Below are 14,281 nucleotides of genomic sequence, written 5' to 3'. Positions count from 1 at the left end.
GTGCGGCAGACTCGTTTCCGGCAGCTCCCCCGACCATCCGCGAACCCGCCCGAAGCCCCAGACGAAAGGCCGTAGCCCCGTGAGCCCCTTCCTCGACCTCCCCCCGCTCAGCGCCGCCGAGTTCGCGGCGATCGAGGACAAGGTCGCCTCCCTGCTGCACACCGAGGCCGACGTCATCGTCACCCAGGGCGAGGCGCTGCTCCCCCTGGAGGCGGCGATCCGCGGCGCCGCGCACCCGGGCTCCACCGCGCTCAACATCGTCACCGGCCCGTACGGGCAGACCTTCGGCAACTGGCTGCGCTCCTGCGGCGCGAACGTCGTCGACCTCGCGGCGCCCTTCGACGGGGCGGTCACCGCCGAGCAGGTCGCCGAGGCCCTGGAGGCGAACCCGGCGATCGACTTCGTCTCCCTCGTCCACGCCGAGGCCGCCACCGGCAACACCAACCCCGTCGCCGAGATCGGCGCCGTCGTGCGCGAGCACGGCGCCCTGCTGATGCTCGACGCCGTCGCCTCCGTCGCCGCCGAGCCGCTGCTCACCGACGCGTGGGGCGTCGACCTGTGCGTCATCGGCGGCCAGAAGGCCATGGGCGGCCCGGCCGGTGTCTCCGCCGTCTCCGTCTCGCAGCGCGCCTGGGAGCGGATCGCCGCCAACCCGGCCGCCCCGCGCCGCTCCTACCTCTCCCTCCTCGACTGGAAGGAGCGCTGGACGGACGCCGGCCGCGCCGTACTCCCGCACGCCCCGGCCCAGTTGGAGATGCTGGCCCTCGGCGCCTGCCTGGACCGCATCGCCACGGACGGCCTGCCGGCCGTGATCGCCCGCCACCGCGCCGCCTCCGCCGCCACCCGCGCCGGGGTGCGCGCCCTCGGCACGCTCAGCCCGTACGTCCACGAGGACGCCCACGCCGCGCCCGTCGCCACCACCCTGCGCACCCCGGAGGGCCTCCCGGCCACCGCCCTCGTGTCCCGCCTGGACCCGTCCCTGCCCGTGCAGCCGGGCGGCGGCGCCCTGTCCGCGACCATGCTCCGCGTCAACCACTACGGCCCGGCGGCCGCCCTCGACACCGTCCGCGCCTGCCTGACCGGCCTCGCCGACGCCACCTCCGCCGAGGCCGCTCCCGCCCTGGCCGCCGCCGAGGCGGCCTGGGCGGCCACCGCGAGCGCGTGATCCCGGGCCGGGCGGGGCGCAGGACCGGATATTCCGCCCATACCGCCCCGCCCGGCCGTCCGCACGCAACCCTTCTCCACACTTGTGACGTCGACATGATGTGGAATCACATCAACTCCCCATATCGAACCCCGCGGACGACGAGAGCCCGGACGACGAGAGCCCCCGCCGGCCCCGCACCGGGCCGCTGCGGCTGGCCCGCTTCGGCCTGGTCTTCCTGAGCACGAGCGTCGTGTCCGGGGTGCTGCTGGCCGGCATGTCCCTGCCCCTCATCGGCGGCGTGGGGCTGACGGCCAAGCGCACGGCGGAGAGCTTCGACGACATCTCCGGGGACTTCAAGACCCCGCCGCTCACCCAGGCCACCCAGATCTTCGACGCCAAGGGCGGGCAGATCGCCAAGGTCTACGCACGGGACCGCACGATCCTCACCGCCGACCAGATGTCGCCCCTGATGCGGCACGCCCAGGTCGACATCGAGGACGCCCGCTTCTACGAGCACGGCGCCATCGACCTCAAGGGCATCCTGCGCGCTCTCGGCAAGAACGCGGAGAGCGGCACCAACTCGCAGGGCGCCTCCACCCTGACCCAGCAGTACGTGAAGAACGTCAACGTGGAGAACGCCGGGGACGACAAGGAAGCCGTGGCGGAGGCCCAGCGCAAGACCCTCGGCCGCAAGATCCAGGAACTCAAGATCGCGATCAAGCTGGACAAGGACCTGCCCAAGGACCAGATCCTCACCAACTACCTCAACATCACCTACTACGGGAACGGCGCCTACGGCGTCCAGGCCGCCTCCCAGCGCTACTTCAGCAAGGACAACAAGGACCTCACCGTCGCCGAGGCCGCCACCCTGGCCGGACTGGTGCAGAACCCGTCCCAGTACGACCCGAAGCTGCACCCGACCGCCGCGCAGAAGCGCCGCGACACGGTGATCGACAAGATGCTGGAGAACAAGCACATCACCGCCGACCAGGCGAAGGAGGCCAAGGCGGCCCCGCTGGGCCTCAGGTACAAGGAGCCGCAGAACGGCTGCATCACCGCCAAGCCCGGCATGGGCTTCTTCTGCGACTACGTGCGCCACGTGGTCAAGCAGGACCCGGTCTTCGGCAAGACCGCCGAGGAGCGCGCGAAGCTCTGGAACACCGGCGGCCTGAACATCTACACCACGCTGGACCCGGACAAGCAGGCCGCCGCCCAGAGCGCGGTCAGCGGCGACGTGAAGGTCACCGACACCGTCTCCGCCGCCGCGACCATGATCGAGCCCGGCACCGGCAAGATCCTCGCGATGGCCCAGACCCGCCCGTACGGCCTGGACGGGACCAAGAACCAGACCGTGGTGAACCTCAACGTCGATGCGGCGATGGGCGGCGGCAACGGCTTCCAGCCCGGCTCCAACTTCAAGCCGATCGTCGCGGCCGCGGCCCTGGAGGCGGGCCTGCCGCCCACCCAGCAGTACGACGCCCCGAACAAGCTCGAGTACCCGAACATGAAGACCTGCGAAGGCACCTGGCGCAACGACGCCCGGCCCAAGGCCGTGGTGCCCAACGAGTCGGCGAGCGAGAAGGGCCCGTACCAGCTCAAGGAGGCCATGGCGAAGTCGATCAACACCTACTTCGTGCAGATGGAGAAGGAGATCGGCCTCTGCGCGGTCAAGCAGATGGTCAACAAGTTCGGCATCACCACCAAGGCCAGCGGCAAGCCCCTGGAAGAGGTGCCCTCGATAGGCCTGGGCACCCAGGAGATGAGCCCGCTGACCATGGCGAACGTCTACGCGACCTTCGCCGCCAACGGCACCCACTGCACCCCGCTCGCCCTCAGCCGGATCACCACCGTGGACGGCAAGGACGTACCGATCCCGGCCGCCCAGTGCGACAAGGCGTTCTCCGAGGACACGGCACGGGCCATCAACACCATCCTCAACGGCGTGACCGTGGACGGCACCGGCGCCTCGATCAAGATGGACGGCAACCGGCAGATCGCCGGCAAGACCGGCACCTCCGACCACAAGCGGGCCGCCTGGTTCAGTGGCTACACCCCCCAACTCGCCACCTCCGTCTGGCTCGGCGGCCCCGCCGGAGGGGTCGAGATGCGCGACATCACGATCAACGGAAAGCGCTACGACGAGGTGTTCGGCTACAACGGCCCCGGGCCGATCTGGGGCGACGCCATGAACGAGGCCCTGCGCGGCGCGCCCATGCAGTCCCTCCCGATGGCGGACATCCCCGACGCCCCCAAGCCCGACCCCAACGCCACCACCGGCACGGGCACCCCGCCCGCCACCACCGCCACCCGCTGACCCGCCGACGCCACCCCGCGCCCCGCCGAGCCACCCGCCCGGCGGGGCGCGGCGCTGTCCGCCCGCGGTGCGGCGCGTGGCACGCAACGGTTTTCGGCCACCCGACCGGGGACAGTTCCCCGGGTGTTCATCCGCCCGGCACGCGAACCTCACCGCGGCCAGGCAGGCTCCGGGGCAGAGGGGGGCCAAGTTGGCTATACAACTCCCCCACGACCCCACCCCACGTGGAGGAGAACCGCCATGACCGAGCTGCCCCCGTACTGGCTGCGCGACAACTGCCCCTGCGCCGAGTGCCGGGACCCGCGCACCGGGCAGAAGCTGTTCCAGATCAACGACCTGCCGGGCGACCTCGCCGTGGCCGCGAGCGCCGAGGTCGGCGGCAACCTGGAGGTCCTCTGGTCCGACGGCCACCGCTCCCGCTACCCGCTGGCCCGGCTGGCCGAGGAGGGCGGGGACGACGGCCGTACGGAGGAGGGCAAGCGCCTGTGGACGGCCGCCGACTTCGCCCGGGGCCTGCCCGAGGCCGGCTGGTCCGACTACCTGGCCGACCCCTCCGAGCAGGCCGCCGTCCTGGCCGCCGTGCGCCGCAGCGGCTTCGCCCTGCTGCGCGGGGTGCCGGTGCGTGAGCGCGAAGTCCTCACCGTGGCAGGGACGTTCGGGTACGTGCGCGTCACCAACTACGGCGATCTCTTCGACGTCCGCGTCGAGCCGGACCCGAACAACCTGGCCTTCACCAGCGTCGCCATCGCCCCGCACACCGACAACCCCTACCGCGACCCCGTCCCCACCCTCCAGCTGCTGCACTGCCTGGAGAACTCGGCGACCGGCGGCGACTCGGGCCTGGTGGACGGCTTCAAGGCCGCCTCGATCCTGCGCGAGGAGCACCCCGAGGACTTCGCCGTCCTCACCCGCACGCCCGTCCCGTTCGTCTTCCGCGACCGCCGCACCGAACTGCGCGCCGACCGCCCGCTGATCGAGGTGGACGCCCTGGGCCGCATCCGCGAGGTCCGGTTCAACAACCGCTCCATCGGGACGCTCAGGGGCGGCGACCTCGACGCCTTCTACGCCGCCTACCGCCGCTTCGCCGCCGTCACCCTGCGCCCCGAGCTCCAGCTGACCTTCCGCCTCGACCCGGGCGACTGCCTGATCTTCGACAACACCCGCCTGCTGCACGCCCGGACGGCCTTCGAGCAGGACGGCCGCCGCCACCTCCAGGGCTGCTACGCGGACCTCGACTCCCTCGCCTCCACCCTCGCCGTGCTGCACCGCCGCACGGCCGCCCTGGACGCGATCGCCGAGCTGTTCGCGGGCGAGGGCGCCGGGGAGTACCTGGGCGAGGAGGTGACGATGGCCGAGCACATGCTCCAGGCCGCCGCTGCCGCCGAACAGGCCGGAGCGGCACCGCACTTGATCGCCGCAGCCCTGCTCCACGACGTGGGTCACTTCCAGGGAGCCCTGCACGGACGCGACCTGATGGAGGGCCAGGACAACCGCCACAGCGACACCGGCGCCGACTGGCTGGCCGCCTGGTTCGGCCCGGAGGTCACCGAGCCCGTACGGCTGCACGTCGCCGCCAAGCGCTACCTGTGCGCCGTCGAGCCGGGCTACCGCGAGCGGCTCTCCGAGGCCTCCGAGTACACCCTCCAGGTGCAGGGCGGGCCGATGGGACCGGACGAGGCCGCCGCGTTCGCCCGACTCCCGGGCGCCGCCGACGCGGTGGCCGTCCGCCGCTGGGACGAGCAGGCGAAGACCTCCGGGGCCCGGACCCCCGGATTCGACCACTACCGCCCGATGCTCGCCGCCCTCATGCGCTGAGGGGACCGCGCCGAAGGGGCGGGGGCTGAACGGACTTCAGTCCCCGTCCCGCGCGTGCCGCGAAAGCGCCGACGTGGCCAGCGAGTTGTGCACGCTGAACGCCACCGTCCCCGGCAGGTACCGGTCCTGGGACCACTCCACCGGCGTGCCGGTCGGGTCCGTCGTGCGCCGCCGCTCGCGCAGCAGCGGCCCGCCCCGGCGGCAGCCGAGCAGCCGGGCGTCCACCGCGTTGGCGGTGACGACGTCGATCGTGTGGTCGGCGTCGGTGAACAGGATGCCGTGCTCGCGCAGGACTTCGGTGTGCGAGACCACGTCCGCCGGCAGCTCCGCGACGATCTCGCCGACCCTCGGCGGGTAGATCGTCCGCTCGACCATCACCGGCACCCCCGAGAGGGTGCGCAGCCGCACGGTCACGTACACCTCCGCGCCCGGCTCCAGGCGCAGTTGCTCGCGCTCGGCCGCGTCGGCCGGGCGGCGCACCAGCGAGTCGAGGATGCCGCCGGGCTCCTCGCCCCGGGAGTACGCCCAGTGGGTGAAGCTGAGCAGTTCGGAGAAGCTCTGCACCCGCGCGCCGCCGAGGACGACCCGCCGGGTGCCGCGCCGCGAGGTGACCAGCCCGTCCGAGCGCAGCACGGCCAGCGCCTGGCGCACGGTGCCGCGCGAGACCCCGTACCGCTCCGCGAGCGCGCCCTCGGCCGGGAGCCGGCCGGCCTCGCCGTACGCCCCGGTGGTGATGGCCTCGCGCAGGTCGGCGGCGACCTTCCGGTAGAGCGCGCCGCCGCTCCCGTCGGCCGCCTTGGCCGGGCGCTCGGACTCAAGTGCCACGTCAGTCAATGTCCCTCCTGGGGCGGTGTCCTGCGCAGCTCTACCGGCGCGGACTGCCCGACCATATCCCGCTGCGCTTTCGAAGCATCGCACCGAACGGTTCAGGCTCCGATGGCCGGATTCCACCGTTCCCGCAGCCGACCCCGGTTCTGGGCCGTCCGTTCACCTTCCCGTCACCGGACTCCGGGTTACTTACCTCCGTCAGCGAAGTTGGCTAGTCAACTCGGACGGCTCCGAACCGCCGCCACTCGCAGTGATCCCCCGATCAAGACACCCGCTCCCAGTTCCCCCTTCTCAGGAGACTGAACCCGTGTCCGTGCACCGCGCCCGTACCGCCGCCCTCGCGGCCGTCCTGACCGCCGCCGCACTCTCGCTCACCGCCTGCGGTTCCGCCGGCTCCTCCTCCACCAAGGCCGGTGGCAACGACGTCTCGGGCGGCAAGAACCCGAAGACCGCCACCTCCGTCGCCGACTTCGGCGGCATGGACGGCCTCGTCGCCGCGGCCAAGAAGGAGGGGAAGCTGCACGTCATCACGCTGCCCCGCGACTGGGCCAACTACGGCAAGCTGATGGACAACTTCAAGGCCAAGTACGGCATCGAGATCGAGGACGAGAACCCCGACGGCTCGAGCCAGGACGAGATCAACGCGATCACGTCCCGCAAGGGCCAGGACCGCGCCCCCGACGTCGTCGACCTGGGCGCCGCGTTCGCCACCTCCGGTGCCAAGCAGGGCCTGTTCGCCCCGTACAAGGTCGCCGACTTCGACAAGATCCCGGCCACCATGAAGGACCCCGAGGGTCTGCGCTACAACGACTACGGCGGCTACGTCTCGATCGCCTGCGACGCCAAGAAGGTCGGCACCTGCCCGAAGACCTTCGCCGACCTGCTCAAGCCCGAGTACAAGGGCATGGTCGCCCTCAACGGCAACCCGACCAAGGCCAACGCCGCGTACTGCGCCGTCATGGCCGCCGCCCTGGCCAACGGCGGCTCGCTGGACAACATCCAGCCCGGCATCGACTTCTTCGGCAAGCTGAAGCAGGCCGGCAACTTCAACCCGGTCGAGGTCACCCCGGCGACCATCGAGAAGGGCGAGACCCCGATCACCGTCGACTGGTCCTACCTGAACGCCGGCTACGCCGAGAAGTTCAAGGAGAAGGGCATCGACTGGCAGGTCGCCGTCCCGACCGACGGCGTCTTCGCCAACTTCTACAACCAGGCCATCAACAAGGACGCGCCGCACCCGGCCGCCGCCCGCCTGTGGGAGGAGTACCTCTACAGCGCGGAGGGCCAGAACGGCTTCCTGGGCGGCTTCGCCAACCCGGCGCTGTTCGACTCCATGAAGGCCGCCGGCACCCTGGACGCGGCCCTCGCCGCCAAGCTGCCGGTCGTCGAGAAGCCCTTCACCACCTTCCCCACCGACGACCAGACGACGGCGACCAAGAAGGTCGTGACGGAGAACTGGGCCAAGGCGATCGCGGGCTGACCTGAGATGACCACGGCTCCCACCCCGGTGCCGGCCAGCACCCCCGCCGCCCAGAGCGGCGGGGGTGCCCCCGGCCCCGCAGCCCCCAGCACGGCCTCGGCCCGCACCGCCAAGGCCCCCCGCCCCGGCCGTCGCCGCTCCGGCGGCAGCCGCGCCTGGCTCGGCGCGCTCCCCCTGATCCTCTTCTTCGCGATCGGCTTCGGGCTCCCCGCCGTCGCGATCGCCATCGGCGCGTTCACCACCTCCTCCGACGCCCCCGACGGCGGCGGCACGTTCACCACCGACAACCTCACCTCCTCCCTCCAGGGCGCCTACTGGACGGCCATGTGGGGCAGCGTGAAGCTGTCGCTGCTGACGGCGCTGATCTCCACGATCGTCGGCCTGCCGCTCGCCCAGGCGGTGGCGACCTCCCGCTTCCGGATGTTCCGCGAGGCCGTGATGTCCGCCTCCGGCGTGCTCGCCAACTTCGGCGGCGTCCCGCTGGCGTTCATGTTCGTCGCCACCCTCGGCAACTCCGGCGAGGTCACCAAGCGCCTCGGCCTCACCAAGCACGGCTGGAACCTCTACACCTTCTCCGGCCTCTCGGTGGTCTACCTCTACTTCCTGGTGCCGCTGATGGTCATCACCATCACCCCGGCGCTGGAGGGCCTCAAGTCCCAGTGGCGCGAGGCGGCCTCCAACAACGGCGCCACCGCGGTGCAGTACTGGCGCCACGTCGCGCTGCCCGTCCTGCTGCCCTCGCTGCTCGGCGGCTTCGTCCTCCTGTTCGGCGCCTCCTTCGCCGCGTACGCCACCGCCGAGGCCATGGTGGGCAGTTCGGTGCCGCTGATCTCGATGCAGATCGGCGACGCGCTGTCCGGCAACGTCCTGGTCGGCCAGGGCAACCTCGCCCTCGCACTCGGCCTCGACATGATCGTGGTCGCCTGCCTGGTGATGGCCGTGTACCTGCCCCTTCAGCGCCGGAGTGCCAAGTGGCTCGCCTGATCAATCGCATCCGTTTCGGCCGCGGCCTCGTCCTGCTGATCTGCGGGATCTACTTCGCGGTGCCGATGGCCGCCTCGCTCTGGTTCAGCATCGACGACGGCAAGGGCAGCACCACCTTCCGCGCCTACACCGAGCTGGTGAACGCCCCCGGCTTCACCGACAGCCTGGTGCTCAGCCTCGAACTGGCCGCCGTCACCGTCGCGGTGCTGCTGCTCCTGCTGGTCCCGGCGGTGCTCGCCGCCCGGCTCGGCTCCCCCAAGCTGCGCCCGGTGATCGAGGTGATGTGCTCGATGCCGCTGGTCGTCCCCGTCGTCGCGCTCACCACCGGCATCATCGGCGTGCTGCGCTGGGGCCCGGACTACCTCCAGGACACCCCGTTCTTCCAGACCATCGTCGCCATCCAGGACCCGGACTTCCCGATCGTCCTGATCATCGCGTACGTGCTGATGGCGCTGCCCTTCGCCTACCGGGCGATCGACGCGGGCCTGCGCGGCGTGGACGTGGTCACCCTGGTCGAGGCGGCCCGCAACTGCGGCGCCGGCTGGCTGCGCGCCGTGTTCACCGTCGTGCTGCCCAACCTGCGCAGCGCGCTGCTGAACGCGGCCGTGCTCACCGTCGCCCTGGTGCTCGGCGAGTTCACCACCGCCTCCATCCTCGGCTTCGCCCCCTTCTCGGTGTGGATCAACTCCAACGGCAAGAGCGACGGCCAGATGTCCGTCGCGGTCTCGATGCTCAGCCTGCTGATCGTCTGGGTCGTCCTGCTGCTGATGTCCGCCGCCGGCCGCGGCCGCAAGGCCTCGCGGTCCTGAACCGGCCCCGAACCGGTCCTGAACCACCCACCGCCTTCCAGGAGTTGTTCCCCATGACCACGGCCACCGCCCTCGCGAACGGCGTCTCGCTCGCCCCCGGCAGCGCCACCGTCGAGTTCCGCGACCTGCGCCGCTCCTTCGGCGCCACCACCGCCCTCGACGGCCTCGACCTGACCGTGAACCCCGGCGAGCTGCTCGCCCTGCTCGGCCCGTCCGGCTGCGGCAAGACGACCGCGCTGCGCATCCTCGCCGGCTTCGAGACGCACGACTCGGGCGAGGTGCTCGTCGACGGCAAGGACATCACCGCGATCCCGGCGCACAAGCGCGACGCGGGCATGGTGTTCCAGTCGTACAGCCTCTTCCCGCACCTGACGGCCCTCGACAACGTCGGCTTCGGCCTGCGGATGCGCGGCACCGGCAAGGCCGAGCGCCGCAAGCGCGCCCAGGAGCTGCTGGAGCTGGTCGGCCTGCCGCACCGCGCCGAGGCCTTCCCGCACCAGATGTCCGGCGGCCAGCAGCAGCGCATCGCGCTCGCCCGCGCCCTCGCCCTGCAGCCGCGCGTGCTGCTGCTCGACGAGCCGCTGTCCGCGCTGGACGCCAAGGTCCGCCTCCAGCTGCGCGAGGAGATCCGCCGCCTCCAGCAGGAGCTGGGGATCACCACCCTGTTCGTCACCCACGACCAGGAGGAGGCACTGTCGATGGCCGACCGCGTCGCCGTGCTGCGCGCGGGCCGGCTGGAGCAGTGCGCCACGCCGTCCGAGCTGTACGGCCGCCCGGCCACCGCCTTCGTCGCCGAGTTCGTCGGCACCATGAGCCGCATCCCCTGCACCCGCACCTCGGAGGGCGTCGAGGTCCTCGGCCGCCGCCACGCGGTGGACGGCGAGATCCCGGCCGACGGCGAGCTCCACGTGCTGGTCCGCCCGGAGAACGTCCTCCTGGCCCCCGCCGAGGACGGCCCGGCGCTGGTCGTCAACGCCTCCTTCCTGGGCGCCGTCACCCGCCTCACCGTCCGCCTGGACGACGGCACCGAGGTCAAGGCCGACCTGCCCACCGAGGCCTCCGCCGCCCTCCCGGCCGGCGCGCGGGCCGCGCTCACCCTGCCGGAGCGCCCGGTGCTGGTGGACCGCCGGCCCAGCGCTGTGTGATCCTGAACCCTCTCCTGAACCACCCGAAGGTACCGCCATGCCTGAATCCCCCCGTCCCGACGACGTGACCAGCCCGCTCCCCGCCGCCGTCCTCTTCGACATGGACGGCACCCTGGTCGACACCGAGCAGCTCTGGTGGCAGGCCGCCGCCGAGCTCGCCGAGGAGCTGCGCCACCCGCTGACCGACGCCGACGCCCCCGAGGTCCTCGGCCAGGCCGTCGAACACACCGCCGCCCACCTGCACCGGGTCAGCGGCACCGACCTGCCGGAGGCCGAACTCGCCCACCGCCTGGGCGAGTCCTTCGCCGGCAAGGTCGCCGCCGAGACGGTCCCGCGCCCCGGCGCCCTCGCGCTGCTCACCGCGCTGCGCGAGGCCGGGGTGCCCACCGCCCTCGTCTCCGCCTCGCCCCGCCGGGTCGTCGACCTCGTGCTCTCCACCCTGGGCCGCGACTGGTTCGCCGTCACCCTGGCCGCCGAGGACACCGTACGGACGAAGCCCGCGCCGGACCCGTACCTCGCCGCCGCCGAGCGCCTGGGCCTGGAGCCCGCCGTCTGCCTCGCCGTCGAGGACACCCCGACCGGCGTCACCTCCGCCGTCGCGGCCGGCTGCGCGGTGCTCGCCGTGCCGTCCACGCCCGTCGCCATGCCGGAGGGTGACCGGATCACGCTGCTCACCAGCCTGGAACAGGCCGACCTCGCGCTGCTCGGGAAGCTCAGCGCGGCACCGGTGGGTTGATCCCGGCATGCCGTACCTGCTGCTCGCCCTCGCCATCGTCAGCGAGGTCTGCGCCACCAGCTGCCTCAAGCTCACCGAGGGGTTCACGCGCCTGTGGCCCAGCCTGGGGGTGGGGATCGGCTACGTGCTGTCCTTCCTGCTGCTCGGCCGTGCGCTGAAGCACATCCCGGTCTCCGTCGCCTACGCCGTCTGGTCGGGCGCCGGGACGGCCGCGGTGGCCGGGATCGGCGTGGTCGCCTTCGGCGAACACCTGGGCCGGGTCCAGTACCTGGGCCTCGCGCTGGTGATCGTCGGCGTGGTCGTGCTGAACCTCAAGGGCGGGCACTGACGCCTCAACTGCCGTAGCGGGGAGGGGCGACCGGAGTTTCCGGTCGCCCCTCCCCGTCGTCGGTTCGGGCCGGTATCGTGCTTCGGTGACAGACATTCAGGGGGAACTGATAGTCGGCCGCTACCGCAAACTGGAGCGCCTCGGCGGCGGCGGCATGGGCGAGGTCTGGCGCGGCTGGGACGAGAGCCTGGACTGCGAGGTCGCTCTGAAGACGGTGACCGTGCCCGCCGACCCGGCCACGGCCGAGGCTTACCTCGCCTGGGCCAAGCGCGAGGCCAAGACGATGGCCCAGCTGCGGAATCACCCGAACGTCATCACCATCTGGGACACCGTCCTCTGGCACGGCGCCCCGGTGATCGTGATGGAGCTGGTCCGGGGCCGCTCCTTGGATTCCCTGCTCAAGGAGCACGGCCGGCTGCCCGTCGCGGAGGCCGCGCGGATCTGCCTGGCGGTGCTGGAGGCCCTGAGCGCCGCGCATGAGATCGGTGTGATCCACCGGGACGTCAAGCCCGGCAACGTCCTACTCGAGGGCGAGCGGGTCGTGCTGACGGACTTCGGGATCGCCCACCTGCCCGGTGCCACCACCCTGACCGGTCCGGGCGGCTCCCCCTGCACCCCCGCCTACCAGGCCCCCGAGCTGCGCCTCAACCAGCCGCTCACGCCCGCCTCCGACCTGTGGTCCGTCGGAGTCACGCTCTACGAGATGCTGGAGGGACGGCGGCCGTTCGACCAGCCGAACTACTGGGCACTGGGCAACGCCATCGTCTACGAGGAGCCGCCGTCCCCACAGCACGCGGGGCCAGTGGAGGCGCTGCTGCTCGGCCTGCTGCACAAGGACCCGGAACAGCGCGCCACCGCCGAGGTGGCGACCCAGGCCCTACGCGACGTCCTGGCGGGGCCGGTGGCGGCTCCGCCGCCGCCCGCCCCCGTGTATCGCACCATCCGAGTCCTTGACGGCCACCCCGTCTCGGTGCGCGCCGTCGCCTACTCCCCTGACAACAGCCGCATCGCCGTCGCCAGCACGGACAGCACCGCACGCATCTGGGACGCCACCACCGGCGCCCACCTCACCACCATTCACGGGCACGTCGACGCTGTGGCGTTCTCCCCAGACGGCACCCGCATCGCCACCGGCTCCGCGTTCAGGGGCGCCAAGATCTGGAACGCGAGAACCGGCCAGTTCATCGAAGAGCGCATCGGCCACGTATTGGAGGCCTCCGTCCTGGCCTACTCCCCCGACGGCCGACACCTCGCGGCATGCGGCCGCATCAGCAACGCCGCGCTCGTCTGGAACCCCTCAACCCGTGAGCCGGTCCTGCGACTCGAAGGGCACACCGGGGAGATCAACTCGCTGACGTACTCCCCTGACGGCCGGCACATCGCCACCGCCAGCTCGGACAGCACCGTGCGCATCTGGGACGCCACCACCGGCGCCCATCTCACCACGCTCGGGCACGACGCCCTGGTTCTCTCGGTCGCGTACTCGCCCGACGGCACACGCATCGCCACCGGAGGCAGGGACATCCGGATCTGGGGCGCGGCCGACGGCCGTCACCTCCACTCCCTCAAAGGCCACACCGGGCTCGTCCGCGCGATCGTGTACTCGCCCGACGGCGCCCGCCTCCTCTCAGGCTCCCTGGACGGCACCGCACGGATCTGGGACACCGCTACCGGGGAACACCTCACCACCATCCCCGGACGCCGCCACACGGTGCGTGCACTCGCCTACTCCCCCAACGGCGCCCGCCTGGCGAGCTGTGCCCCTGACAACACCACACTGATGTGGAACCCGGCCACCGGCGAGCTCGACCGAACTTTCTACGGGCACCGCAACGGCATCGCCGCGGCCTACTCCCCCAACGGATTGCAGATCGCCACCGTCGGCCGCAACGGCTTCGCGCTACTGGAGGGGCTCATCTTCGGCCTCGACATCGCCCTCAAGGGCCACGAGGGCACCGTCCACACGGTGGCCTTCTCTCCGGACGGGCGCCGCCTCGCCACCGGTGGCGAGGACCGGACCGTCCGCATCTGGGACACCACCACCGGCACCAGTGTGGCCACCCTCCACGGCCACACCGCCGAGGTCCGCGCCGTGGCCTACTTCCCGGATGGCCGACGCCTCGTCAGCGGCGGTCTCGACCACGTCCTCCGGATCTGGGACTCCGAGACCGGTTCCGCCCTAGCCACCCTCGAAGGCCACACCGGCGGCGTCCGTTCCCTCGCCGTCACCCTGGACGGCCAGCGCATCATCAGCGGCAGCGAGGACGGCACCGTCCGAGCCTGGGACGCCGACAGCGGCCTCCTCCTCGCCACCCTCGAAGGCCACACCGGTGAGGTCAACTCGGTGTCCCTCCACCCCGACGGCACGCGCATCGCCTCCGGCGGCCAGGACCACACCGTCCGAATCTGGGACGCCGACACCGTCACCGCCCTCGCCACCCTCCGAGAGCACACCGACGCGGTCACCGCGGTGGTCTTCTCCCCCCACGGCACCCACCTGGCCTCCGCCGCCTGGGACGGCGAAATCCGGATCTGGAGCAGCTGACCTCACCGCCCGGAAGACCGCGGGCAGTTGTCGGGGGGGCCCGCCCCCCCCGGGCCCCCCCCCCGGGGCCCCCGGGGGGGGGCCCCCGGCGGCGCCCCCCCCGCCCGGGGCCCCCCCCCCCCCCCCCCCGCCCCCCGGGGGGGGGCGCGC

The 14,281-nt window shown here is 72.1% G+C and carries 11 protein-coding genes; 10 read left to right on the top strand and 1 reads right to left on the bottom strand.

Annotated features, from left to right (window positions below):
* Positions 1 to 79 precede the first annotated feature (79 nt).
* The 3 genes from ACIRRS_RS29005 (at position 80) to ACIRRS_RS28995 (ending at position 5,276) form a co-directional block, all read left to right on the top strand.
* Entirely contained in the window at positions 80 to 1,165 is a 1,086-nt protein-coding gene (locus ACIRRS_RS29005; protein WP_402976627.1) for a pyridoxal-phosphate-dependent aminotransferase family protein, read from the top strand.
* Between the two features lie 100 nt (positions 1,166 to 1,265).
* A complete protein-coding gene (locus ACIRRS_RS29000) occupies positions 1,266 to 3,461 on the top strand; it encodes a transglycosylase domain-containing protein (protein WP_402976624.1) in 2,196 nt (731 codons plus the stop codon).
* 240 nt (positions 3,462 to 3,701) lie between these two features.
* Positions 3,702 to 5,276 (top strand): phosphonate degradation HD-domain oxygenase, encoded by a 1,575-nt coding sequence (locus ACIRRS_RS28995; protein ID WP_402976621.1) that lies wholly within the window; start codon positions 3,702 to 3,704, stop codon positions 5,274 to 5,276.
* 36 nt (positions 5,277 to 5,312) lie between these two features.
* Here the strand turns inward: ACIRRS_RS28995 and ACIRRS_RS28990 are convergent, their stop codons facing one another.
* Positions 5,313 to 6,101: a GntR family transcriptional regulator gene (locus ACIRRS_RS28990; RefSeq protein ID WP_402976618.1), complete on the bottom strand. Its 789-nt coding sequence runs from the start codon at positions 6,099 to 6,101 to the stop codon at positions 5,313 to 5,315.
* A 310-nt stretch (positions 6,102 to 6,411) separates the two neighbouring features.
* On the opposite strand from ACIRRS_RS28990, the gene ACIRRS_RS28985 reads away from it, so the two are divergent.
* The 7 genes from ACIRRS_RS28985 (at position 6,412) to ACIRRS_RS28955 (ending at position 14,131) form a co-directional block, all read left to right on the top strand.
* Complete coding sequence (locus ACIRRS_RS28985; RefSeq protein WP_402976615.1) at positions 6,412 to 7,584, top strand: ABC transporter substrate-binding protein; 1,173 nt, start codon at positions 6,412 to 6,414, stop codon at positions 7,582 to 7,584.
* A 6-nt stretch (positions 7,585 to 7,590) separates the two neighbouring features.
* Entirely contained in the window at positions 7,591 to 8,568 is a 978-nt protein-coding gene (locus ACIRRS_RS28980; RefSeq protein ID WP_402976612.1) for an ABC transporter permease, read from the top strand.
* Complete coding sequence (locus tag ACIRRS_RS28975; protein WP_402976893.1) at positions 8,568 to 9,377, top strand: ABC transporter permease; 810 nt, start codon at positions 8,568 to 8,570, stop codon at positions 9,375 to 9,377. The genes ACIRRS_RS28980 and ACIRRS_RS28975 overlap by 1 nt, the downstream gene beginning before the upstream one ends.
* A gap of 53 nt (positions 9,378 to 9,430) precedes the next feature.
* Complete coding sequence (locus tag ACIRRS_RS28970; protein ID WP_402976609.1) at positions 9,431 to 10,522, top strand: ABC transporter ATP-binding protein; 1,092 nt, start codon at positions 9,431 to 9,433, stop codon at positions 10,520 to 10,522.
* A 37-nt stretch (positions 10,523 to 10,559) separates the two neighbouring features.
* Positions 10,560 to 11,258 (top strand): HAD family hydrolase, encoded by a 699-nt coding sequence (locus ACIRRS_RS28965; RefSeq protein ID WP_402976606.1) that lies wholly within the window; start codon positions 10,560 to 10,562, stop codon positions 11,256 to 11,258.
* A 7-nt stretch (positions 11,259 to 11,265) separates the two neighbouring features.
* Positions 11,266 to 11,586, top strand: coding sequence for a DMT family transporter (locus ACIRRS_RS28960; RefSeq protein ID WP_402976603.1), 321 nt, complete (start codon positions 11,266 to 11,268; stop codon positions 11,584 to 11,586).
* 85 nt (positions 11,587 to 11,671) lie between these two features.
* The gene (locus tag ACIRRS_RS28955) at positions 11,672 to 14,131 is read left to right on the top strand and encodes a protein kinase (RefSeq protein ID WP_402976600.1); all 2,460 of its coding nucleotides are present in this window, start codon (positions 11,672 to 11,674) and stop codon (positions 14,129 to 14,131) included.
* Positions 14,132 to 14,281 lie beyond the last annotated feature (150 nt).

The organism is Kitasatospora sp. NPDC101183 (assembly GCF_044767945.1).
In the GTDB taxonomy this organism is placed as follows: Bacteria; Actinomycetota; Actinomycetes; order Streptomycetales; family Streptomycetaceae; genus Kitasatospora.
Note: the sequence above shows the minus strand (reverse complement) of the source record. Positions and strands in the feature narration are given on the sequence as shown.